Source organism: Kitasatospora sp. NPDC085879 (assembly GCF_040686255.1).
Lineage (GTDB): Bacteria > Actinomycetota > Actinomycetes > Streptomycetales > Streptomycetaceae > Kitasatospora.
Genome location: NZ_JBFBJZ010000024.1, coordinates 88,777 through 111,771, shown reverse-complemented (window position 1 = coordinate 111,771; position 22,995 = coordinate 88,777). Strand labels below are relative to the sequence as shown.

Annotated in this window: 20 protein-coding genes; 10 read left to right on the top strand and 10 right to left on the bottom strand. The window is 76.4% G+C overall.

Annotated elements, in window-relative coordinates; genetic code table 11:
* Positions 1-24: 24 nt before the first annotated feature.
* Both AB0P35_RS20105 and AB0P35_RS20100 read right to left on the bottom strand, forming a co-directional pair.
* A complete protein-coding gene (locus AB0P35_RS20105; RefSeq protein WP_363512297.1) occupies positions 25-2,310 on the bottom strand; it encodes a glycosyl hydrolase family 18 protein in 2,286 nt (761 codons plus the stop codon).
* A 117-nt stretch (positions 2,311-2,427) separates the two neighbouring features.
* Entirely contained in the window at positions 2,428-3,411 is a 984-nt protein-coding gene (locus AB0P35_RS20100; RefSeq protein ID WP_218835801.1) for a DUF5937 family protein, read from the bottom strand.
* Between the two features lie 71 nt (positions 3,412-3,482).
* On the opposite strand from AB0P35_RS20100, the gene AB0P35_RS20095 reads away from it, so the two are divergent.
* Positions 3,483-4,739, top strand: coding sequence for an MFS transporter (locus AB0P35_RS20095; protein ID WP_179419648.1), 1,257 nt, complete (start codon positions 3,483-3,485; stop codon positions 4,737-4,739).
* Positions 4,740-4,793: 54 nt separating this feature from the next.
* On the opposite strand, the gene AB0P35_RS20090 is transcribed toward AB0P35_RS20095, so the two are convergent.
* Positions 4,794-5,783, bottom strand: a complete 990-nt coding sequence (locus tag AB0P35_RS20090; RefSeq protein ID WP_363512295.1) for an alpha/beta hydrolase — start codon at positions 5,781-5,783, stop codon at positions 4,794-4,796.
* 171 nt (positions 5,784-5,954) lie between these two features.
* Positions 5,955-6,728 carry an ATP-grasp domain-containing protein gene (locus AB0P35_RS20085; protein WP_363512293.1) on the bottom strand — a complete coding sequence of 258 codons (774 nt, stop codon included), beginning with the start codon at positions 6,726-6,728 and terminating at the stop codon, positions 5,955-5,957.
* Positions 6,729-6,866: 138 nt separating this feature from the next.
* On the opposite strand from AB0P35_RS20085, the gene AB0P35_RS20080 reads away from it, so the two are divergent.
* Positions 6,867-7,631, top strand: a complete 765-nt coding sequence (locus AB0P35_RS20080; protein WP_363512291.1) for an enoyl-CoA hydratase family protein — start codon at positions 6,867-6,869, stop codon at positions 7,629-7,631.
* Between the two features lie 20 nt (positions 7,632-7,651).
* On the opposite strand, the gene AB0P35_RS20075 is transcribed toward AB0P35_RS20080, so the two are convergent.
* Positions 7,652-8,407 carry a maleylpyruvate isomerase family mycothiol-dependent enzyme gene (locus AB0P35_RS20075; protein WP_363512289.1) on the bottom strand — a complete coding sequence of 252 codons (756 nt, stop codon included), beginning with the start codon at positions 8,405-8,407 and terminating at the stop codon, positions 7,652-7,654.
* Positions 8,408-8,486: 79 nt separating this feature from the next.
* Between AB0P35_RS20075 and AB0P35_RS20070 the strand changes: the two genes are divergently transcribed.
* Positions 8,487-9,275, top strand: a complete 789-nt coding sequence (locus AB0P35_RS20070) for a DapH/DapD/GlmU-related protein (protein ID WP_363512287.1) — start codon at positions 8,487-8,489, stop codon at positions 9,273-9,275.
* A 54-nt stretch (positions 9,276-9,329) separates the two neighbouring features.
* On the opposite strand, the gene AB0P35_RS20065 is transcribed toward AB0P35_RS20070, so the two are convergent.
* Both AB0P35_RS20065 and AB0P35_RS20060 read right to left on the bottom strand, forming a co-directional pair.
* Positions 9,330-10,430: an ionic transporter y4hA gene (locus AB0P35_RS20065; protein WP_363512285.1), complete on the bottom strand. Its 1,101-nt coding sequence runs from the start codon at positions 10,428-10,430 to the stop codon at positions 9,330-9,332.
* An 80-nt stretch (positions 10,431-10,510) separates the two neighbouring features.
* The gene (locus tag AB0P35_RS20060) at positions 10,511-11,443 is read right to left on the bottom strand and encodes an NAD-dependent epimerase/dehydratase family protein (RefSeq protein ID WP_363512283.1); all 933 of its coding nucleotides are present in this window, start codon (positions 11,441-11,443) and stop codon (positions 10,511-10,513) included.
* Positions 11,444-11,552: 109 nt separating this feature from the next.
* Between AB0P35_RS20060 and AB0P35_RS20055 the strand changes: the two genes are divergently transcribed.
* On the top strand, positions 11,553-14,744 hold the full coding sequence (locus AB0P35_RS20055; RefSeq protein WP_363512281.1) for a hypothetical protein: 3,192 nt from the start codon (positions 11,553-11,555) through the stop codon (positions 14,742-14,744).
* Between the two features lie 112 nt (positions 14,745-14,856).
* On the opposite strand, the gene AB0P35_RS20050 is transcribed toward AB0P35_RS20055, so the two are convergent.
* Complete coding sequence (locus tag AB0P35_RS20050; protein ID WP_363512279.1) at positions 14,857-16,104, bottom strand: MFS transporter; 1,248 nt, start codon at positions 16,102-16,104, stop codon at positions 14,857-14,859.
* A gap of 98 nt (positions 16,105-16,202) precedes the next feature.
* Here AB0P35_RS20050 and AB0P35_RS20045 point away from each other — a divergent pair, with 98 nt between their 5' ends.
* Both AB0P35_RS20045 and AB0P35_RS20040 read left to right on the top strand, forming a co-directional pair.
* Positions 16,203-17,438, top strand: coding sequence for an ROK family protein (locus AB0P35_RS20045; protein WP_363512321.1), 1,236 nt, complete (start codon positions 16,203-16,205; stop codon positions 17,436-17,438).
* A gap of 153 nt (positions 17,439-17,591) precedes the next feature.
* Entirely contained in the window at positions 17,592-18,011 is a 420-nt protein-coding gene (locus tag AB0P35_RS20040) for a VOC family protein (protein WP_363512277.1), read from the top strand.
* Here the strand turns inward: AB0P35_RS20040 and AB0P35_RS20035 are convergent.
* Positions 18,002-18,934, bottom strand: a complete 933-nt coding sequence (locus AB0P35_RS20035) for a LysR family transcriptional regulator (RefSeq protein WP_363512275.1) — start codon at positions 18,932-18,934, stop codon at positions 18,002-18,004. The genes AB0P35_RS20040 and AB0P35_RS20035 overlap by 10 nt on opposite strands.
* A 73-nt stretch (positions 18,935-19,007) precedes the next feature.
* Between AB0P35_RS20035 and AB0P35_RS20030 the strand changes: the two genes are divergently transcribed.
* The gene (locus AB0P35_RS20030; protein WP_363512273.1) at positions 19,008-19,400 is read left to right on the top strand and encodes a RidA family protein; all 393 of its coding nucleotides are present in this window, start codon (positions 19,008-19,010) and stop codon (positions 19,398-19,400) included.
* Positions 19,401-19,470: 70 nt separating this feature from the next.
* On the opposite strand, the gene AB0P35_RS20025 is transcribed toward AB0P35_RS20030, so the two are convergent.
* A complete protein-coding gene (locus AB0P35_RS20025) occupies positions 19,471-19,683 on the bottom strand; it encodes a hypothetical protein (RefSeq protein WP_363512271.1) in 213 nt (70 codons plus the stop codon).
* Positions 19,684-19,922: 239 nt separating this feature from the next.
* On the opposite strand from AB0P35_RS20025, the gene AB0P35_RS20020 reads away from it, so the two are divergent.
* From AB0P35_RS20020 to AB0P35_RS20010, 3 genes are all read left to right on the top strand, one after another.
* A complete protein-coding gene (locus tag AB0P35_RS20020; RefSeq protein WP_363512269.1) occupies positions 19,923-20,786 on the top strand; it encodes a PhzF family phenazine biosynthesis isomerase in 864 nt (287 codons plus the stop codon).
* A 160-nt stretch (positions 20,787-20,946) separates the two neighbouring features.
* On the top strand, positions 20,947-22,161 hold the full coding sequence (locus tag AB0P35_RS20015) for a sensor histidine kinase (RefSeq protein ID WP_363512267.1): 1,215 nt from the start codon (positions 20,947-20,949) through the stop codon (positions 22,159-22,161).
* On the top strand, positions 22,158-22,829 hold the full coding sequence (locus AB0P35_RS20010; RefSeq protein WP_363512265.1) for a response regulator transcription factor: 672 nt from the start codon (positions 22,158-22,160) through the stop codon (positions 22,827-22,829). The genes AB0P35_RS20015 and AB0P35_RS20010 overlap by 4 nt, the downstream gene beginning before the upstream one ends.
* Positions 22,830-22,995: the final 166 nt, after the last annotated feature.

Below are 22,995 nucleotides of genomic sequence, written 5' to 3'. Positions count from 1 at the left end.
ATCGGATTCCCACGAATCGAAGGCTCACTGCTTGAGGCCGGTGTCGAGGGCGGTGATCAGGGTGCCGGACGGGGTGTCGCCGGACATTTCCCAGATCATCGCTCCGAGCAGGCCCTTGGACTTCAGCCAGGCGGTCTTCTTCCCGATCGACCAGGGGTCGTCGAAGGTCCACCACTGGCCGCCGGGGCCGGTGTAGCCGTAGGTGGAGACCGACTGTTCGTCGTGCCGGACGGTCAGGTTGGGCACACCGGTGAGCAGGTTGTCGTACCCGCGGGTGCCGGCCTCCTCGGCGAACTGGCCGGGGGCCGCACCGCCCGCGGCCTGCCATTCGCCGTTGACCCCGCCGTCGGTGACGTTCTGCCAGCCGCGGCCGTAGAACGGCAGGCCGATGGTCAGCTTGCGCGGGTTGACGCCGGCGTCCAGGTAGGTCTGCACGGCCGACTCCACCGAGAAGTGGAAGCCGTACGGGTCCTGGGCGTCGGTGGAGAGGTTTGCCTGGTGGCCGGTGCGGGCGGGCTCCCAGGAGTTGTCGCTGCCGGCGCCGTGGAAGTCGTAGCCCTGCACGTTGGCGATGTCGAGGTACCGGAAGATCTTCGACAGGTCCCAGCCCTGGGCGATCTTGGCGGGGTCGGCCGGGGTGAAGGCGGTGAGCAGCCGGTGCGGGCCGCCGAGGGCGTCCAGCTGGGTGCGGAACTCGGCGAGCAGCGCTGTCAGGTTCGCCCTGTCGTTCGCCGACCAGTGGTTGCCGGGGTGGCCGTCGGGGGAGCCGGGCCACTCCCAGTCGAGGTCGATGCCGTCGAAGATGCCGGCCGCGGTGCCGGGGCCGCCGGCGCCGTTGTAGAGCGGCAGGTTGCCCTTGATCCAGACGTCGATGCAGGAGGAGACGAGCTTCTTGCGGGAGGCGTCGGTGGCGGCCGCGTCGGAGAAGTACTTGGAGTAGGTCCAGCCGCCGAGCGAGACCACGATCTTCAGGTCGGGGTACTTGGCCTTGAGCTTCTTCAGCTGGTTGAGGTTGCCGCGCAGCGGGGCCCAGCCGTCGTCGGCGACCCCGTCGACGGACTGCGCGGCGCTGAACGGCCGGGAGTAGTCGGCGTCGGCGTCGCCCGCGCCGGTGCCCTGGTCGGGGTCCTGCGGGTTCGCGGTGGTGCCCTTGGTGACCCCGGCCAGGCAGGTCAGGTTGACCGGGTCGATGTTCTCGAAGGCGTAGTTGATCACGTCGAGCTTGGCGGCGCTGCCCGAGGTGTCGAGGTTCCTCACGAAGTACTGCCGGCCGTAGATGCCCCACTGGGTGAAGTAGCCGACCCGGGCGTACTTTCCGGGGCCGACCAGGTCGGCGGTGGTGACGGTGAGCGCGGGGGTGGCCGGTGAGGCGTTGTCGGCGGCGTCCCGGGCGCGGACGGTGAAGGCGTAGGCGGTGGCGGGGGAGAGGCCGGCGACGGTGGCGGTGGTGCCGGTGACGGTCTGCGCGAGGGCGCCGTCGCGGTAGACGTCGTAGGCGGCGACCCGCTGGTTGTCGGTGGCGGCCGTCCAGGCGAGCGTGACGCTTGCGGCGGTGACGGCGGTGCTGTGCAGGGCGGTCGGGGCGGCGGGCGGCACGGTGTCGCTCGCCGGGTCGACCGTCCGGGCGGTCACCGCGGGGCTGAGCGGGCCGGTGTTGCCGCGGCTGTCCTTGGCGCGCACCGTCAGGGTGTACGCGGTCGCCGGGGTGAGCCCGGTCAGGGTGGCCGCGGTGGTGGTCGCGGTGCCGAGGACGGTCGAGCCGTTCAGCACTTCGTAGGAGGCGACCGGGAAGTCACCCGCGGCGGCCGCGGGCCAGCTCAGCGCGACGGTGTGCGCGGTGGTGTCGGTGACCTGCGGGGTGCCGGGTGCGCCGGGCGGCACGTCGGCGGTGCCGTCGCACTTGTCGCCGTTGATCCGGCAGCCGGTCGGGGTGTCGATCGGGCCGTTGGCGACGAACCAGAAGCTGTACGGCTCGGTGCTGGCGTGCGGCTGCACGGTGGCGTTGTAGTAGGCGTTGACGGCGGTGACGTGCCGGCCGGTGACGGTGGCCTGGCCGTTGTAGCTGCTGGCGATCGTCACCCCGGCGGGCAGGTCGAACTCGAGGGTCCAGCCGGTGACGGCGGTGGCGTTGTCGTTGCGGACGACGAAGGTGCCCTTCCACCAGGAGCCGTTGTCGGCGCTGGTGAAGGCGGCGGTGAGGCGGCCGGCGGCGTGCGCCGGCGCGGCGGCGAGCAGGGCGAGCGGCAGTGCGAGCACGGCGAGCAGGGCGGTGATCCTGGCCCTGGCGCGCCGTGGCGGCCGGACGTGCATGGTGGTCTCCCTGTCTGGTGTGGGGGTGCCGTACAGGGGTGCCGGGAAGCCGTCGACGACTGTAGGTGGTATGGACCAATCGGGTCAACAGGGCGGTGCCGCATCGGAGTTGACGATCTATCGGAGCAGCTCGTCGGCGAGCGGGCTGCGCGCGTACAGCACCACCCGGCCGTGCCGTGCCCGGCTCACCAGGCGGGTCTCGGCGAGCACCGCCAGGTGCTGGCTCACCGCGCCCGGGGTGACGCCCAGGCGCCGGGCCAGTTCGGTGGTGCTGGTCGGCTCGTCCAGCATCGTCAGCAGCCGTGCCTTGGGCGCCCCGACCAGCTGCTCCAGTGCCCGCCGGGTGGGCGGCGGCGTGGCCGGGCCGGCCATGGTGCCCTGGCCGCGCGCCGGGTAGTTGATCACCGGCGGGTGCTCGTCACTGATGTTCGTGATGGCGCCGCGGGCGAAGAAGGTCGGGGTGAAGACCAGGCCGCGGCCGCCCACCGTGATGTCGGCGTCGCCGTCGCCCCAGTCCCGGCGGATCGTCAGGACGCCGTCCCGCCACAGGACCCGCGGGTCCAGATCCTCGAAGAGCGCCGCCGCGCCGCGCTCCGCGAGCACCCGCGAGCGGTGCACGATGTCGGCGTGCAGCACCGACCGGGCGCGCGGCCACCACTCCGGGGCCAGGCAGCGCGTCCAGTACGCCTCCAGGGCGTCGGTGATCTCCGCGAGCAGCCCGGCCGGGTCGGCCAGCCCGTCGGCCAGCAGCGGCGGCAGCCGCCGGTCGTGCGGCAGGAAGGTGCGCTCCAGCTCTCCGCGCAGCCGGTGCGGCGCGACCGCGCGGACGACGGCGAGTTCGGCCGACAGTTCGGGGAAGGGCGTGCTCGGACGCGGGGTCAGGAAGTCCGGCACGTAGCGGTTGGTGGCGACCAGTGAGCGGAGCAGCGGTGCGCAGGGCAGCCGCTCGAACTCCGGCCGGATCCGCTCGAAGACCGGCGTCTGGTGGACGTACTTCCCGGGGTGGGTCCACATCCGCAGGCTCAGGACCGTCTCCTGCAGCGGTGAACAGGCGAAGGACGCCGCGGCGAGGTCCTCCAGGCCGAGCCGGAAACGGTGCACGTGATCCCCCATTCGTCAGCCCCGGCCTAAATCAGTTCCGGGGACTGATCCGCATGCGGTGCGATGATGCCATGACCACCACCTCCACGGGGGCGCCGACGGCGGCCCGTCCTTCGTCACGCCTGCTGCACCCCGATCAGACGGTCCGCAGACTCGCCGCCATCACCCTGGTGAACACCCTCGGCAACGGCCTCTTCATGACCCTCGGCGCGCTGTACTTCACCCGCGTCCTCGGCCTCGCCGCCGCCCAGGTCGGCATCGGCCTCACCGCCGCCGGACTGTGCGGCGTGCTCATCGGCGTCCCGGCCGGGCGCGCCGCCGACCGCTGGGGCACGAAGCCCGTCCTGCTCGCCCTGGTCGGCGCGGAGGCCGTCGGCACCGCCTGCTACCCGCTGGTCTCCGGCTTCCTGCCCTTCGTCCTGCTGGCCTGCGCCGTCACCGCCGCGGACCGTGGCACCGCGACCGTCCGCAACGCCCTCTACGCGGAGGTGCTGCCCGCCGACCGCCGGGTCGCGGGCCGCGCCTACCTGCGGGTCGTCACCAACGTCGGCATCGGTGTCGGCACCGGCATCGCCTCGCTCGTCCTCGTCGCGGACACCCGTGGCGCCTACACCGCGGCCATCCTCGCCGATGTCGCCACCTTCGCCGTCGTCCTCGCCATGTACGCCCTGCTGCCGACCCCGCAGACCGCGCCGAACGGCCCCGCGGCGGAGTCCGGACCGCGGACCGGCTCGGCCCTGCGCAACGTCCCCTACCTGGTGGTCGCCGGGCTCAGCGGCGTACTCGGCCTGCAGTTCGCCATGATCGAGGTCGGCGTGCCGCTGTGGATCGTCAACCACACCGAGGCCCCCCGGGTGCTGGTCGCCTGCACCCTCGTCGTCAACACGATCCTGGTCGTCGCCCTGCAGGTGCGGGCCACCCGCGGTACCGAGGAACCGACCGCCGCCGCCCGGATCTTCCGCCGCGGCGGACTGTTCGTCGCCCTCTCCTGCGCCGCCTTCGCCCTCGCCGGCGGGCTGCCCGCCTGGGCGGCCGTCCTCGTCCTGCTCGCCGGCGCCGCCCTTCAGGCCCTCGGCGAGGTGCTCGGCCAGGCCGCCGGCTGGGCGCTCGGCTACGACCTCGCCGAGGAGGGCGCCCACGGCGAGTACCAGGGCGTCTTCAACACCGGTTTCTCCGCGGCGATGATGCTCGGACCGGTGCTCATCACCACCGCCGTGATCGGCCACGGCACCCTCGGCTGGGCCGCGCTCGCCGTGCTGTTCGCGGTGGCCGCCGCCGCGATGGTCCCGGCCGTGCGCTGGGCCCTCGGCCGCCGGGCGACCGGCTGAGGCCGGCCGCCGGGAACGCGGCACCGAACGCGGCCGGTACGCCGGCCGGGTGCGTCAACGGGGCGCTGCGGCCGGCGGGTTCGGGACGGGCCCGTCGGCGGGCCGCCCGAGGATCCGCCGGAGCCAGCGGGTGCGGGCCTCGCGCGCGTCCTGGCTGAGGGCCGCCCGCGGGGCGAGGGTGTCGAAGCCGTGGAAGGCGCCGGACCACACGTGCAGCTCGGCCTCGCCGCCCGCCCGCCAGATCGCGTCGGCGTAGGCCACGGCCTCGTCCCGGAAGGTTTCGGCCGACCCGACCTCGACGTAGGCCGGCGGCAGCCCGGACAGGTCGGCGGCGCGGGCCGGGGCCGCGTAGGGCGGCAGGTCGGCGGCGCCGTACCGGTCACCCAGCAGGGCCTGCCACGCGGTCGCGTTGGACGTCCGGTCCCAGGTGTCCCGGCCGGCCATCTGGTGGCCGGAGAAGGTGTCGTTGCGGTCGTCGAGCATCGGGCTCAGCAGCAGCTGACCGATCGGCGCAGGCCCGCCCCGGTCCCGGGTCAGCAGGGCGAGCGCCGCGGCCAGCCCGCCGCCGGCGCTCTTCCCGCCGACGACGATCCGCTCCGGGTCGGCGCCCAGCGCGGCCGCCCGCTCGGCCGCCCCGACGAGCCCGGCCCAGCAGTCCTCGACGGGCCCGGGGTAGCGCGCGTGCGGCGCCAGCCGGTACTCCACCGCGACGACGGCGAGCCCCAGCGGCAGGGCCCACTCACGCAGCAGCCGCGGCAGGACGGACCAGGCGCTGCCCATCACCATTCCCCCGCCGTGCAGGTAGTACAGCAGCGGCAGCGGGCCGGCGACGTCGGCGGGCCGGGCGCCGACCAGCGTGACCTCCCCGCCGTCCCGGCCCGCCGGAACCCGCAGCTCCTCGACCTCGAACCGGCCGTCCGCCCGGAGTTCCCGGAGCGTCGGCCCGGTCCTGGTCGCGGCGTCCCGCGCCTGCCGGTCCGCGAGGTTCTCCGGGGTGAGCGGCTCCCGCCACCCGTCGCCCGCGGCCGCCAAGGCGGCTGCCAACTCCCGGTCGAACGGTGGAGCATGACGATCCGTCGACACCGGACCGCGCTCCGGCGGCGTGCCACCGACACCCACCACGGGACCTCCCCCCGACCGCGGCGCCCGGCGGCACCCGACCGGGGACAGCCTGCCACCCCACCCTGCCGAGCCGGACCGGGGAGCCCCGGCCCGCTAGCGGACGACCTCGGGGACGGCGCGGCTGAAGCGGCGGTCGGTGGGGGAGAGGGCGTCGGCCGGGCCGGCGGCGCGGAGGACGACGTCGAGGACGTGGTCGGGGTCGCAGGCGTAACCGCCGCTGGCCCAGGCCGGGTTGGCCTCGACCACCGCCCAGGTGCCGTCGGTGAGGCGGCCGACGTCGACCACGGCGGCGCTCGGCAGGCCGCCGACGGCGAGGACGTCGGCGGCGAAGGCGAGCACCTCGGGGCCGGCCTCCGGGGAGACCGCGAGGTCGCCGTCCACCGCGTACCGGCTCGCCGTCCGCACCACGCCGTCCAGGACGAAGAGCCGGTACTCGGAGGCGAACGCCACCACGTCGCTGACCTGCACCACGGTGTCGTCGTCGAGGGCGTCCGGGCCGGGCAGCCCGCTGCCGTCCGGGTAGACCCGGGCCGGGAAGAGCTTGTCGGTCGGCGGTTTCAGGAACGCCGGGCGGCGCAGCCGGCGGGCCTGCGCCAGCGTGGTGCACTCCACCCGGCGGCCCAGCAGCTCCGCGGGCAGTGTGGCGAGCCAGTCGGCGGGCGGCTCCAGGGCGGCGACGCCCAGCGCCCCGGCGGCCGCGTCGGCGAACAGCGGCCCGCCGTACAGGTGGGCCGGACGCAGGCCGGCGAGCTCCGCCGGGACCTCCCAGCGGGTGGCGGTGTGCGCCCGCAGCCCGCGCCGCCGGGCGCAGGTGAGCAGTTGCAGACCGGTCTCGTTGATCCGGGGTGCGAGCAGGAGGAGCGTCATGGGGCCTCATGCTGACCCAGCCGCACCCGCCCCGGCCAGCGGATTTCCCGGGTCGTACTGGCCGACCGGACGGTCGGCGTGCCAGAGTCCTCCCGAGCGCGTCCGACCCACCCTCAGCCGGAAAGCAGGCCATCCGCGATGACCAGCGAGAGCCCTCTCGTCCGCATCACCACCGCCGATGCGGTCACGACCCTCGAACTCGACTCCCCGCACAACCGCAACGCCCTGTCCACCCGCCTGATGGCGGAGCTGGCCAAGGGCCTGACCGAGGCCGCGGCCGACCCGGCGGTGCGGGCGGTGGTGCTCGGCCACACCGGCAAGGTGTTCTGCGCGGGTGCGGACCTCTCGGAGGCCACCGGCAGCGACCCGACGGTCGGGCCGCGCGGACTGGTGGACATCCAGCGTGCGATCGTCGACTGCCCGAAGCCGGTGATCGCCGCGATCGACGGCCACGCCCGGGCGGGCGGTCTCGGTCTGCTCGGTGCCGCCGACATCGCGATCGCCGGGCCGGCGTCGACCTTCGCCTTCACCGAGGTCCGCCTGGGTCTCGCGCCGGCGGTGATCTCGCTGCCGCTGCGTCCCAAGCTGGAGCCGCGGGCGGCGTCCCGCTACTACCTGACGGGCGAGACCTTCGGCCCGGCGGAGGCCGCCCGGATCGGCCTGATCACCGAGGCCGCCGAGGACGTCGCGACCGCGCTGAAGGTCCTGCTGGACGCCGTCCGGCAGGGCTCGCCGCAGGGCCTCGCCGAGTCCAAGCGGCTGGCGACCGCCGGGGTGGTGGACTCCTTCGAGCGGGACGCCGACGAGCGGGTCGCCCAGTCGGCCCGGCTGTTCGGCTCGGAGGAGGCGCAGCAGGGCATGCGGGCCTTCCTGGAGCGCCGCCCGGCCCCCTGGGCGGAGTAGCGCAGGGGGCCGGGTGCCCGTCAGCTCCAGGTGATGCCGGCGGTCGTCCGCCAGAGCTCCAGCAGGGAGCGGTCGCCGTCGACGGCGACCGCGTCCGCGCCGAGGCGGTTCCACAGCAGCAGGTAGAGGTCGTGCGCGGGGCCGCTGACGGTGCAGTCGGCCGGTCCGGCGCCCGGGCGCACCTGCGGCTGTTCCCGGCCCACCGTCACCAGCCAGCTCTCCGCGCGGTCGGTGGGCCGGACGGCGAGGGTGCGCGGGGTGTCGCTGCGCAGCCTGGTCCTCGGTCGGGGCACGAAACCGGTCAGCAGTTCCGCGAGGCCGTCGGCGGCGACGGCCGGGGCGACCGGGGTCGGTGCGGTGCCGGCCGCGGCCTCGGCGTCCACCCGGTGCACGGTGGTCTCGTGGAGCTGGCGGCGGGCCCAGAAGGCGAGCGGGGACGGCGCCGGCAGGAAGCTCCAGCAGGCCAGGTCGGCCGGTGCGGCCGCCAGCACGGCGACCAGGTCGGCGTGACCGGTGCGGAACCACTCCACCAGGTCGGCGTCGGCGGGCGCCGGGCCCCAGGCGGCCTCCTGGCCGGCCTCGTCCAGCGGCCGGGCCAGGCCGCCCTTGACGTGGGCCGCGGCCCAGCGGTGCACCTGCCCGGTGTGCAGCAGCAGGTCGCGCAGCCGCCAGTCCGGGCAGGTCGGCACGGGGGCGTCCAGCGGCGTCCCGGCGGCGGTGTCGGCCAGCAGCGCGCCCTCGTGGCGCAGAACGTCGACGAGCTCGGGAATCTCCATGCGGCGAGTCTGCCAGCCGTCGGTGTGATGTTGATCGCCCGGTACCTCGCCGACGGCGCCCGGCCGATACGGTGAGCGCATGCCGACCGCCCGTTCGATCCTCGCCGCCGCCCGCCTCCGGGGCCGGCGCGCCGCCGGCCACGTCGTGCACCGGGCGTGGAAGTGGGTGCAGGAGTCCGGGGCGGTCACCAACCGCACCCCCGGTCCGTACCGGTTCGGCGAGCTCGGCGACGGCACCAAGCTGGCCTTCCCGCTCGGCGCGGTCTTCAACGAGCAGTGGATCACCATCGGCCCGTTCTCGATCATCGGCGAGCGGGTCACCATCTCGGCCGGCTTCCTGCCGGGCCTGGACCTCGGCCCGGAGCCGATCGTGCGGATCGGCGGCGGCTGCGTCATCGGCCGCGGCAGCCACATCGTCGGCCACCAGTCGATCGTCCTCGGCGACGACGTGTGGACCGGCCCCAACGTCTACATCACCGACCAGGCCCACGAGTACCGCGACACCGACCTGCCGATCGGCAAGCAGTGGCCGCGCAACGAGCCCGTCGAGATCGGCGCCGGCTCGTGGATCGGCACCGGCGCGGTGATCCTCCCGGGCGCCCGGATCGGCCGCAACGTGGTGGTCGCCGCCGGCGCGGTGGTCCGCGGCGACATCCCCGACCACAGCGTGGTCGCCGGCGCGCCCGCCAAGGTCGTCCGCAGCTGGAACGCGGACGAGGGCTGGCAGCCGCCGCTGCGCCACGACGCCCCGCAGCCGATCCCGGACGGCGTCACCGCCGAGCAGCTGCGCGCCCTGGTCGGCTGGGACCTCCGGATACCGGGCCAGGCCGGCCGGGCCGACAGCGACACCGCCGACCTGACGGACTGACGGACCGGCGGACCCGCGCGCACCGGGTGACCGGCAGCCACGGCCGGCAGGTGGTCACGGGCTGACGGCGAGGACGAGGTACGCCGCCAGCACCGCCAGGTGCACCGCCCCCTGCAGCGGCGTCGCCCGGCGCGGGATCACGGTGAGCGTGCCGATCGCGACGGTCAGCGCCAGCAGCACCATGTGCGAGGCGCCGAGACCCAGCACCAGCGGCCCGCTGAGCCAGATCGAGGCGATCGCCACCGCGGGCACCGTCAGCCCGATGCTGGCCAGCGAGGAGCCCAGCGCCAGGTTGAGGCTGGTCTGCACCCGGTTGCCCGCCGCGGCGCGCAGTGCGGCGATCGTCTCCGGCAGCAGCACCAGCAGCGCGATCACCACACCCACCACCGAGGCCGGCAGTCCCGCATCGGCGACCGCCGACTCGATGGTGGGGGAGACGCCCTTGGCCAGCCCGACCACCGCGATCAGTGCCACGGCGAGCAGCGCCAGGCTGGTGAGGGCGGCGCGGGTGCTGGGCAGCTCGTCGTGCTCGTCCTCGTCCAGCGGCTCGCCCTCCGGGCCGACCGGAAGGAAGTACTCGCGGTGGCGCAGCGTCTGGGTGGTGACGAACAGCCCGTACAGGCCCAGCGAGGCGATCCCGGCGAAGGTCAGCTGCGCGGTGTTGAACTGCGGGCCGGGCGTGCTGGTGGTGAAGGTCGGCAGCACCAGGCTCAGGGTGGCGAGCGTCGCGATGGTGGCGAAGGCGGCGCCGGTGCCCTCCGCGTTGAACACCGCGACCCGGTGCTTCAGCGCCGTCATCAGGATCGACAGGCCGAGCACCCCGTTGCAGGTGATCATCACGGCGGCGAACACGGTGTCCCGCGCAAGGGTGGTGTTCTTGACCGGGGCGTCGACCATCAGCGTCACGATCAGCGCCACCTCGATGACGGTCACCGCGACCGCCAGCACCAGCGACCCGAACGGCTCGCCGACCCGGTGCGCGATCACCTCCGCGTGGTGGACGGCGGCCAGCACCGCCCCGGCCAGGAACAGCGCGACCACGCCGACCACCGGTCCGGGCAGCGACCGCCCCCAGGTCAGGATCAGCGCCACCAGCGCCAGCACCGGCACCATGACGGTCCATCGGGTGAGGACCCTGCGGATGCGGTCGATCATCCGTCGAGCTTCCCATCCCGGCCGCGCCCCGCCCGGGCAGCGCCGCCGGGGTGTCGGGAGTTCGCGTCGACGGCGCAGACTCAGCCCCGCGGCCCGGCCGCCGCCCAGGCGTCCAGCACCAGCCGGTCCAGCGCGGAGCGCTCCGGCCGCCAGCCGAGCTCCAGCCGGATCCGGGTGCAGTCCGCCACCAGCCGCGGCGCCTCCGGCAGCGCCGGCCGCCGCACCACCGGCACCGGACGGCCCGTCAGCCGCTCCACCGCCGCGACGATCTCCCGCATGCTCGCCGGCGTCGCCCCCACGTTGTAGACCCGGAACCCGCCGTGCGCCGCGAGGACCTCCTCCGCGCCGAGCGCCCGCAGGTACGCCTCGGCGACGTCGTCCACGTGCACGAAGTCCCGCACCACACCGCCGTCCCCGTTCAGCTCCAGGGACGGGTGCCGGCCGGCGGCCACCGCCAGCGCCCGCGGCAGGATCCGCGCCTCGTCCACGTCGCCCGCGCCGGCCGCGTTGAAGCAGCGCAGCACCACCGCCGAGATCTCGCCCGCCGCCGCCCGCTCGGCCAGCTCCCGCTCCGCCGCCAGCTTCGACTCGCCGTACGGATTGCCCGGCGCCGGCACGGCCGACTCGTCGATCGGCTGCCGCTCCGGCGCGCCGTACACCGCCGCCGTCGACCCGAACACCACCAGCGGACGGCCGCCCTCGGGCCGTGCGCGCAGCGCGTCCAGCAGCGCCGCCGTGCCGCCCAGGTTCACCTCGCGGTGGGCCTGCGGGCGCACCACCGACTCCCGGCCGCGGGTGAGCGCCGCCAGGTGGCAGACCGCGTCCACCCCGGCGACCGCGGGCGCCAGCGCCGCCGCGTCCCGCACGTCCGCCCGGAACACCCCGGCCACCGGCAGCCCGCCGGCCCCGGTACGGCTGCTGCTCAGCGCCCGCACCTCGTGCCCGGCCGCCGCGAGCCGCCGCACCACCGCCTGCCCGACGAAGCCGAACGCCCCCGTCACCAGGACTCGCACACACGCCTCCCGGAGCGGACGAAAACCGATTGCACCCTCGCCGCCATGCTGTCACGCTCACCGCCATGATCATTCGAAAGGCCGGCATCGCGCAGTCCCGGTGACCGCGATGACCGAACTCCTCCCCCCGCAGCTCGACCGCCTGCCCAGCCCCGCACGCGAAGCCGCACTGGCACGCCACGGCCGGGCCCTGACCGCCGACCGCTACCTGCGGCTGCACACCGAACTGGACGCCGGCGACACCCACGACCGGCACGACGCGCTCTTCCTCGCCGTCGTCCGCCGCGACCTCGACCGGGTCACCGCGGCCCTGACCGACCCGGAGCTCGCCCGCCGCGCCCTCGCCGCCGCCGGACGCCTGCCCGTCCCCGACGAGGCCCTCGCCGAACTCGCCCGCACCGCACCCCGCGACCTCCGGTACGACCTGTACCGGCTGCTGCGCCGCACCCGCCGGCACGCCCTCGCCGAGCGGCTGCTCCCGGAGGTCCGCGACCGCTACGACGCCCGCGAGGCCGCCCGGCTGCTGCCCGCCTGCACCCCCTCCGGCGCCGACCACTGGCTGCCACGACTCCCGGCGTCCGACGCCGTGCTGCAGTCCCTCGCCCGCACCGCACCGCGGGCGGTCGCCCGGCTGCTCGGCGCCATGGCCGGCCAACCCGACGCCCGGCTCCCGCACCGGCTGCGCGCACGCCTCGCCGGGGTCGCCGCCCGCGACCGGGCCGCCGCCGAACACCTGCTCACCACCACGCCCGACACGCTGCCGCCCGAGGCCGCCGTCCGGCTGCTCCACCGGCCCGCGACGGTGCTCGCCGCCGTCCGCTCCGGAGCCGTCACCCGGCTCCGGGTGCCCGCCGGCCCGCTCCCCGCGGCCGCCGAACGGGCCGCCCGCGCCCTGCCGCCCGAGGACCTGCGCACCCTCGCCGAGGTCTGCCGCCCCCGGCCCGCCCGGATGCTGTTCCACCGGGACGCCTGGGGCCCCGAGCCCTACCTGCGGCTGCTCGACCCCGACACCCGCTCCCGCCTCGTCCGCGAACGCCTCGCCGCCCGGCCGAACACCCGCCGCCCCGACGTCACCGGCCTGCTCAGCCTCGACCCGCCCGAGCGGGCCGGGCTGCTCGCGCCCTACCTGGCCCGCACCGCCGACGAGCCGTACCTGCAGTCCAGCCTGCTCGCGCTGCTGCCGCTCGGCGAAGCCGAGGACGGGCTCACCGCCCTGGCCGGCCACCACAGGCACACCACCCGGATGATGGGCCGCGTCGGCCTGCTGCGCGCCGCCGCGGGCGAGGACGCGCAGACCTGGGCCCACGTCCTGCTCGCCGCCGAACGCGCCTGGCACGACCACCCCGAGGCCCGCCAACAGGTGCTCGCCGAGGCCGCCCGCACCCCGGACCACCTGCTCTCCGCAACCCCGGAACAGGTGCTGCGGGACGCCGTCCTCACCACCGCCCAGGCCCGCGACACCACCGCCGGCTGCCTGAGCGCCGCCGACACCTGGCTGCGGCGCACCGTGCGCCGGGCCGACGCCGACGGCGACACCGACCGGGTCACCGCACTCACCGCACTCGCCGTCCACCTGCGCGAACACCCCCGCTGGACGGCACCCGCCCGGCCGCTCGGCCTCTCCCGGCCACAGGCCGGCGCCGTCTGGGCCCGGCTGCGCCGCACCCCCGGCTTCGAACGGCCCGAACGCCGGCTCGCCGTCGCCGAACTCCTCCCGCCGCTGCCCGTCGTCGACGCCTGGCTGGAACACTTCCTGACCGGCGGTCACCCGCCCGACCTGCTCGCCCGCGCCGCCCGCCGCTGGCTGCAGGACCCAGGCGCCCGTGAGCAGCGGTGCGCCACCCTGGTGGCGGCCGACCCCGGCCTGGCCCGGGTGCCCGAGGTCTTCGCCGTCCTCGCCCGGCGCCGCACCGACCTGCTGCCCGCCCTCCTCGCCGCCGGCACCGCATCCGCGGGCACCCCCTGGCTGCCCGCCCTGCCCGCCGGCGCCGACCGGCGGACCACGGCCGCACACACCGCCCTGGTCGGACCGGTCGCCGCCGACGAGGGCGAACCGCTCGCCGTCCGGGCCGCCGCGGCCGCCGTCCTCACCGACCCCGCCCGGCTCGCCGACCTCGCCGCCGAGGCCCCGCCGCCGGTCGCGGCCGCCGCGCTGCTGCGCCTCGCCGCCTGCGGCGAGCCCCCGGCCGTGCTGCCCGTCCTGCTCGGTCACCTCGGCGCCGGCAGCCGCGGCCGGGCGGCCGTCCAAGGCGTGCGGCGCCTCCTCGGCAGGCTCCCCGAGGCCGAGGCCGCCCGGCTGCTCGCCGACCGGCTCACCCGGCCCGGGCTCGCCGTCGGCGTCGGCAAGGAACTCGCCCGCGCCGCCGCCGAACTCCCCGACCGGCACGCCGCCGGCCTCGCCCTGCACGTCTGGGACGACCCGGCCCTGCACCGCGACGTCCGGGCCGTCCTGGCCGCCGGCCTGACCCGCCACCTGGACCGTCCCGGCGTCGCGCCGCGGCTCGCCGCCCACCTCGACGAGGACGCGGTACGCGAAGCCGTCCTCGGGGTGCGCCACCTGCGGCTGCCGCCGGCCTGCCAGGCGCCGTTCGACTCACTGCTGCTCACCCTGATGCGGGACGGCGGCCCGGCCGCGGCCGCGCACGCCTTCACCCTCCGCGGGACCCGCGGGCCGCTGGACGAGGACACCGCCCGGGCCGTCGTCGAGCGACTGTCCTGCCCGGACGAGCCGGAATCCGTCCGCCGCTGCGCGCTCGCCCTGTTCGTGGAACGGCCGGCCGACCCGGCCGTCGCCACCTGGTGGCCCCACCTGGTCCGACGGCTCGCCGCCGACGCCCGCACCGACCCCTGGGTGCGCCACCGGCTGGCCGACCTGGTCGGCCACCGCTCCGGCATCGGAGTACCCCCGGACCTGCTCGACCCGCTGGTGCCCGCCCTGCTGGCCGCCGGCCTGCCCGCCCGGGCCGCGGCCGCCGCCCTAGGAGCCGCCCTCGGCGCCCTCGTCGCCGGCGACCCCGCACCGCACCGCTGGGACACCGTCCTCGACCTCACCCGCGACCGCCCCACCCGGCTGCCGACACCGGCCTTCCCCGGCTCCCGCCGACCGGACGCGGCACTGCTGCACGGCGTCACCGAACGGCTGCGGGCCGACGGCGGCACCGCGGCCGGACTGCTCGGCGTGCGACTGCTGACCGCCTACCACCACTGGACGAACGCCGGCGGCCTGCAGGCCGACCTCGCCCCCTGGCACGACCACCCCGATCCGGACGTCGCCGAGGAGGCCCTGCTCGCCGCCGACTGACGCCGGGCGTGGGCCGGCTCGCGGTACGGCCCCCGCCGGGTGTGCGGTGGTGCGCGAAGGGCCGGCCGTCCCGGGTGGGAGGGCCGGCCCTGCGGGGTGCCGTGCGGGTGGGTCAGGCGGTGCGGGCGGGGCGGCCGACGACGAGGGCGAGGGCGCCGGCCAGGGCGGCCGCGGCGGCGACGCTGGTCAGGGCCAGCGGCAGGCCGACCGCGTCCGCGAGGAAGCCGATGACCGGCGGGCCGATCAGCATGCCCGCGTAGCCGAGGGCGGAGGCGGTGGCCACGCCCTGCGGGCCGCCGGTGGCGCCGGCCCGGCCGATCGCCAGCGGGAAGATGTTCGCCAGGCCGAGGCCGACCAGGACGAAGCCGCCGAGCGCGGCCGGCACGGAGGGGGCGAGCGCCGCGAGCAGCATGCCCGTGGCCGCGGTGAGGCCGCCGAACACCATCACCCGGGTGGGGCCGAGCCGGATGGACAGCCAGGTGCCGCTGACCCGCCCGGCGGTCATCGCGAAGGCGAAGGCGGCGTAACCGGCGGCGGCCAGCCCGGCGCTCGCGTGCACGTCGTCGGTGAGGTGCAGGGTGGCCCAGTCCGCGAGCGCGCCCTCGCCGTAGGCGGTGAACAGGGCGGTCAGGCCGAGCAGGACGACCAGCAGGCGCGCGTGCCGGGGCGCCGCGGCGGCCGTCCGGGTGGCGGTACCCGCCGGGGACGCGGCGGGAGCGGGCCCGTCGCCGTCCGGGTCGCGCAGCAGGACCGCACCGGCCGCCGCGGTGACCAGCAGGCCGAGCACCCCGCCGAGGGCGAGCGCCCAGGCGGCGCTGAGCGTGCCCGCGAGCAGGCCGCCGACCGCCGCGCCGAGCAGGCCGCCGAGGCTGTACCCGGCGTGGAAGCTCGGCATGACGGGGCGTCGCAGCCGGGCGACCAGGTCGACGGCGGCGCTGTTCATGCTGACGTTGGCCGCGCCGTAGCCGGCGCCGAAGAGCAGCAGGACGGCGCCGAGCGCGGCCACCGAGTGGGTGTGGGCCGGCAGCGGCACGGCCAGGCTGAGCAGGGCGAGCGAGCCGACCGTCACCCGGCGGCTGCCGTACCGCAGGCAGAGCCGGCCGACGAGGGCCATGGTGGCGACCGCGCCCGCGGAGATGCAGAGCAGGGCGAGGCCGAGCGCGCTGTGCGAGGCGTGCACCTGGGCGCGCACGTCGGGGATGCGCACCACCCAGGCGGCGAACAGGAAGCCGTCGATCGCGAAGAAGGCGGTGAGGGCGAGACGGGCGGCGGACCAGGCGCGCGGGGCGCGGACCGCGGCGGCAGAGTCGGCGGAGTCGGTGGCGGAGGATCGGGCTTCTGTTTTGTTCAGTAGCGGCACAAAGTCAGAATAGAGGAGTGCCGACCTCATCTACAAGTGCCCAGCCGCCGGCGGAGCCGCAGCGGCGCCCCGCCGCGGACGCCGTCGGCGGAGCCCGCATCCCGGCCGCCGCCGAGCACCGCCGCCCGGCGCCGGACCGCGGCCGCAGCCTGCTGGGCCCGGCCCTCGAACTCGTCCACACCGGCCGGGCGCCGACCCGCTCCGCGCTGACCACCGCCCTCGACGTCACCCGGGCCACCGCCGGCGCCGTCACCGGCGAACTGGAGGCGCTCGGGCTGATCACCGTCGACTCCCGGCCCGCCGGCGGCGGCCGCGGCCGCCCCTCGCACCGGCTCGCCGTCAACCCGGCCGGCCCGGTCGTCGTCGCCGCGCAGATCCACGCGGACAGCCTGAGCGTCGCCCTCGCCGGCCTCGGCGGCCGGCTGGAGGAGGCCCGCTACCTGCCGCTGCCCGGGGCGACCGACCCGGTGCGGATGCTGCGGGCCATCACGGAGGCCGGCGCCGACCTCGCCCGCGCCACCACCCGCCGCTGCCTGGGCGTCGGCCTCGCCCTGCCGAACCCGGTCACCGAACCGGACGGCACCGCCCTCGCCGCCCTGCACTTCGCCTGGCCCAGCGGCACCCCGGTGGCCGACCTGTTCGCCCAGGAGGTGCGGCGCGCCGACTTCGGCCCGCGCGCCCGCACCCCGCTGCCGAGCGCCGTCGCCAACGACGCCAACCTGGCCGCGCTCGCCGAGCACCGCCACGGTGCCGGCCGGGACGCCCGCCACCTGCTGCTGGTCACCTCCGGCCACCGCGGCGTCGGCGGCGCCCTGGTGATCGACGGACGGCTGCACACCGGCAGCGCCGGACTCGCCCTGGAGGTCGGCCACCTGACGGTCGACCCGCAGGGGCGCCGCTGCGTCTGCGGCAACCGTGGCTGCCTCAACGCCGAGACCGACCCCGAGGCGCTGTTCGTCGCCGCCGACCGCACACCCGACCCCGGCACGCCACTGCTCGACCAGGCCCGCCGGCTGGCCCGCTCCGCGGCCGACGACCCCGGCGCCGCCGCGGCCGTCGCCCACGTGGTCGACCGGCTGGGCCTCGGCCTCGCGGGCCTGGTCAACATCCTCAACCCGGACCGGATCGTGCTCAGCGGCCTCCACCTCGACCTGCTCGCCGCCGCCCCCGAACGGCTCGCCGCCGTGGTCGCCGACCGCTGCCTCTGGGGCCGCAGCGGACGCGTCCCGATCGTGCCCGCCCAGGTCGACCACGCCGGCCTCGCCGGCGCCGCCGAACTCGCCTGGCAGCCCTACCTCCAGGACCCGCAGGCGGTCTACGCGGGCCGCGGCTGACGGGCCGCCGGCCCCGGGCGCGGCACGGCGGACGAGAGCGGGAGCCCGTCACCCGCCGCGGCCGAACGGCGGCCGAACGGCCGCCGGACCGCGGCGGGCGGTGCCACCATGGGGGCGAACCGGACGGGCCGGGGAGCGAAGGGGTGACGGCCGATGCCGTACGAACTGGACCATGTGGTGCTGTGGGTGGCCGATCCGGTGCGCTCGGCCGCGTTCTACCGCGACGTGGTGGGGCTGGAGCCGGTCCGGCTGGCCGAGTTCGAGGCGGGCGAGGCGCCGTTCGTCAGCATGCGGGTCACCGAGCGGACGCTGATCGACCTGGTGCCGCTGACCGTCGCTCCGCAGCTCAACGCCGCGCCCGGCGCCGAGGGCAGCGCGGGCAACCGGCTCAACCACGTCTGCCTGACCACCTCGGCGGAGGAGTTCGCGGCACTGCGGGCCCGGCTGGAAGCGGGCGGTCACCCGGTGACCCCGTACGCGCAGAACTCCTTCGGCGCGCGCGGCACCGCCCCGCGGACGTACTACTTCGCCGACCCGGACGGGAACGTCCTGGAGGCGCGGTACTACGCCTGACCCGCACCCCCCGGCGGCCCGCCGGCCCGTGCGGCGAGGGCGCGGGCCTCGGCGGCGAAGCGGGCGACCAGCGGGCTGCGGTCCTCCCGCCGCCGCACGAGGCCCACGCCGGTGCGCGCGGTGTCGGGCGTGATCGTCCGGTAGGCCACCCCGCGCATCCGCAGCCGGCGCACGCCCGCCGGAGCGAGGGACACCCCCAGCCCCGCCCCGACCAGCGCCGCGACCGTCTGCCACTCCACCGCCCGCTGCGCCACCCGCGGCTCGAACCCGGCCTCCCGGCACACCCCGACGATCCGGTCGTGCACCGTCGGCCCGCACGCGCGCGGCAGCAGCACGAACGACTCGCCCGCCAGCTCCGCCACCGGGACGGCCCGCCGCCCCGCCAGCCGGTGCCCGACCGGCAGCACCGCGACGAAGCCCTCCGACCAGAGCGCCTCCACCACCAACTCCGGGTCCTGCGGCGGCTCGCGCATCAGCCCCACGTCGATCGCGTGCTCGCGCAGCGCCGCCACCTGCGGCGCGGTGGTCAGCTCGCGGAGCTCCAGCTCCACCCCCGGACGGCCCGCGCGGAATGACCGCAGCAGCTCCGGCAGCACCGTCGGCGCCAACGAGGCGGCGAAGCCGATCCGCAGCCGGCCCGCCTCGCCCGCCGCGACCCGGCGGGCCGCCGCCAACCCCGCCGCGACCTCGTCCAGCGCCCGACGGGCCGCCGGCAGCAGCTCCTCGCCCGCCGCCGTCAGCGCCACCCGCCCCGGCCCGCGGACGAACAGCCGGTGGCCGACCCGCTCCTCCAACCGGCGGATCTGCTGGCTCAACGGCGGCTGCGCCACACCCAGCCGCTCCGCGGCCCGGCCGAAGTGCAGCTCCTCGGCGAGCACGGCGAAGGCGTGCAACTGGTTCAGGGCCAGCTCGGGGCGATCCATATCCCCTGGGATATCACAGCGGCAGGTCAGGAGTATTGGACGTATCGGCGCACCGCCGCCTACCGTCCTGGTCATGGGACAGCGCCGCACGATCCTCAGCGGATCGCTCTTCGAGGAACAGATCGGCTACGCCCGGGCGGTGGTGGACGGCGACCGGGTGCACGTCTCCGGCACCACCGGCTTCGACTACACCGCCATGACCATCGCCGAGGACGTCGTCGCCCAGGCCGAGCAGTGCCTGCGGAACATCACCGCCGTGCTCGCCGAGGCCGGCTGCACCCTCGCCGACGTGGTCCGGGTGCGCTACCTGCTGCCCGACCGGGAGGACTTCGAACCCTGCTGGCCGGTGCTGCGCCGCGCGTTCGGCGAGGTCCGGCCGGCCGCCACCATGATGGTCTGCGGCCTCGCCGACCCGCGGATGCGGATCGAGATCGAGGTGGACGCACGGCGGCCCGCCACCGGATGACCGGTGACGGGCCGCCGGGAGATCCTGCGGCGTCCGCGCGGGGCGCCCCGCCGCCGAACGGGCCGCCCGCTCACACCGAGTAGCCGAGGCGGCCGGCGGTGCGGCGGCGCAGCAGCCGCAGCAGCGGGGCCGGCCGATCGGCGGGCGGTTCACCGCCGCCCCGGGCCATGCTGGCGAGCCGGTCGGCCTCGTGGCCGCGCAGCGCGACGGGCGCGCCGATCCCGCGGTCGCGCTCGCCGGAGAGCTCGACGAGTGCTGCAACGAGTACGGAGTAGTCGCTCATTCTGAGTTCCTTTCGGCTGATTACCTCTGACCTCAAGGATGACGTCCCGTCATGACGGCAGGTTTGCAGGATGGTCTCGCTCTGATGGCGGATCGGGGAGCGGAGGTTACGTCGCGGTGACCGTCAACCGGGGGGTGTGACGGCGGGCCGAACGCCCTTGGCCGGTCCGGTGCGCGGCCGCCGCGGGCGGGTGCCCGCGCGGCGGGAATCACCGGAGCCCCCGGCATGTTCTGCCCGGCATGACGCTTCCATTCGGTACCGAGGTCCTGCGCTACGCCGCCTTCACCGCCGACCCGGCCGGGGGCAACCCCGCCGGTGTCGTGCTCGACGCCGCGGGGCTCGACGACGACACCCAGCTCGCCGTCGCCGCCGCCCTCGGATACTCGGAGACGGCCTTCCTCACCGCCCGCGGCGCACGCACCTTCGCCGTCCGGTACTTCAGCCCGCTCGCCGAGGTCCCGTTCTGCGGCCACGCCACCGTCGCCGCGGCGGCCGCCCTCGCCGAGCGCATCGGCCCCGGACAGCTGCTGTTCGAGACCAAGGCCGGACCGGTTCCGGTCGAGGCGGCCCTCGACGCCGAGGGGAGGCCGGTCGCCACCCTGACCAGCGTCGAGCCCGCCGTCGAGCCGGTCTCCGAGGCGGACGTGGCCGAGGCACTGGCCGCCCTCGACTGGAGCGCCGACGACCTGGACGAGACCCTGCCGCCGCGGATCGCCTACGCCGGCGCCCGCCACCTGGTGCTGGCCGCCGCCACCCGCAAGCGGCTCTCCGAACTCGCCTACGACTTCGACCGGCTCGCCCGGCTGATGACCCGGCTCGACCTGACCACCCTGCAGCTGGTCCACCGGGTCTCCGACACCGTCTTCCACGTCCGGGACCCCTTCCCGGTCGGCGGCGTCGTCGAGGACCCGGCCACCGGCGCCGCCGCGGCCGCCTTCGGCGCCTACCTGAGCGAGCTGGAGGGCCTCGGCCAGGCCGTCCTCACCCTGCACCAGGGCGAGGACATGGGCCGTCCGGGCGTGCTCCGGGTGGAACTGCGGGAGGGCGACCGGCGGGTGCGGGTGAGCGGCGCCGCCGTCCGCATCCCCGACCCGGCGGTGTGACCCGGCCAGGGTGTGCCGTCGTCCGCATCCCCGACCCGGCGGTGTGACCGGCCCGGGTGTGCGGTGGCCCGGAGCAGGGCGGCGTACTCCCGGGGGAGTAGGCGCGGCCACGCCGGTGGGCTGACGACCCGGCGCCCGGCCGGCGGCTAGCCTTCCCGGCATGACCGACGAACCGCCGCCCTGGCAGCCGCCGTGGGTCCGCGCCGCGAAGGCCGGCTGGCCGGTCGCGTCCTCGGTGCTGGTCGCGGTCGCACAGCTGGCCGGGACGGGCGCGGCCGCCCGGCACCAGGGCGGCCGCCTGCCGCTGGACGCCCTCGGCTACCTGCTGCTCCTGCTCGGCCCCGCGATCCTGCTGTTCCGGCGGCGCAGGCCGGTCGCCGCGGTGGTCGGCACGACCGCCGTCACGGTGGCGTACCTGGTGGCCGGGTACCCGTACGGGCCGGTCTTCCTCAGCCTGGTGGTGGCCTTCTGCACCGCGGTGCAGCTGGGCCACCGCCGGGCCGCCTGGGCGTGCGCGGGCGCCTTCTACGCCGCCCACCTGCTGATCTCCTTCGCGGTGCCGCAGGACTGGCTGCGCGGCCCGGCCGCGCAACCCAACGGCTGGCAGGAACTCGGCATCGCCGCCTGGCTGCTGCTGGTGATGGCCGTCGCCGAGATCCTGCGCTTCCGCAGCGAGCGGATGGAGGCCGTCCGGGCCGCCGCCCGGCAGGCCCAACAGCGCAGGGTCGACGAGGAGCGACTGCGGATGGCCCGCGAACTGCACGACATCCTCGCCCACAGCATCTCGCTGATCCACGTACAGGCAGGTGTCGCCCTGGAACTCCTCGACACCCGGCCCGAACAGGCCAGGACGGCCCTGACCACCATCAAGGCCGCCAGCAAGGAGGCGCTCGGCGAGGTCCGGCAGGTCCTCGGCACGCTGCGCGGACCGGACGCCGCCGCCCCGCGCAGCCCCGCCCCCGGCCTCGACCGGCTGGACGAACTCGCCGAGCAGGCCCGCCAGGCCGGCCTCGACGTCGCCGTGCGGCACCGCGGCCCGGCCCCGGCCCTGCCGCCCGGGCTGGACCTCACCGCCTTCCGGATCGTCCAGGAGGCGCTGACCAACGTCATCCGCCACTCGGCGGCGCGCAGCGCCGAGGTCCTGCTCGACCGGTCCGCGGACGGACTGGCGGTGCAGATCGACGACCCGGGGCCGGCCGGGGCGGGCGAGCCGGCCGGCTCCGGCAGCGGCCTGCTCGGGATGCGGGAGCGGGTCGCCGCGGCCGGCGGCACCCTGGAGGCCGGGCCGCGGGCCGACGGCGGATTCCGGGTCCGGGCCTGGCTGCCGACCGGCGGCAGCGGGCCGCAGGACCCGACGGGAGGCGGTCCGAGGTGATCAGGGTGCTGCTCGCGGACGACCAGGTGCTCGTCCGCGCGGGCTTCCGCGCACTGCTCGACGCCCAGGCCGACATCGAGGTGGTCGGCGAGGCCGACGACGGCGAGCAGGCCGTCGCCCTCGCCGCCGAACTCCGGCCCGACGTGGTGCTGATGGACATCCGGATGCCCCGGCTGGACGGCCTCGCCGCCACCCGCAGGATCGGCGAGGACGCGACGCTCGACGGCGTCCGCGTGGTCGTCCTGACCACCTTCGAACTCGACGAGTACGTCTTCGAGGCGCTGCGGGCCGGTGCCGCGGGCTTCCTGGTCAAGGACACCGAACCGGCCGAACTGCTGCGCGCCGTCCGGGTCGCGGCCGCGGGCGACGCCCTGCTCTCGCCCGGGGTGACCCGCCGGCTGATCGGCGAGTTCGCCGCCCGGTCCAAGGCCCCTGCGACGGGCGGCTCCGCGGTCCTCGCGGCACTCACCGACCGCGAGCGGGAGGTGCTCGCCCTGGTCGGCCTGGGCCTCTCCAACGAGGACATCGCCCGCCGGCTGGTCGTCAGCCCGCTCACCGCCAAGACCCACGTCAGCCGGGCGATGGTCAAGCTCGGCGCCCGCGACCGCGCCCAACTGGTCGTCCTCGCCTACGAGTCGGGCCTCGTCCGGCCCGGCTGGCTGGGGTAGCCGCGGCGCGGGAGCCCGCCCCGGCCCCGCCCCGCCCACTGCTTCGGGTGGTGCTGGGTCCACCACCGGTGCTGGTGCACGGTCGAGTTCGAAGAGTGGTGCCTGCGGGATGGTGGCCGGGTCGACGGCCGACAAGACTTCACCGCATGCGAACCCTCCCGCCCGA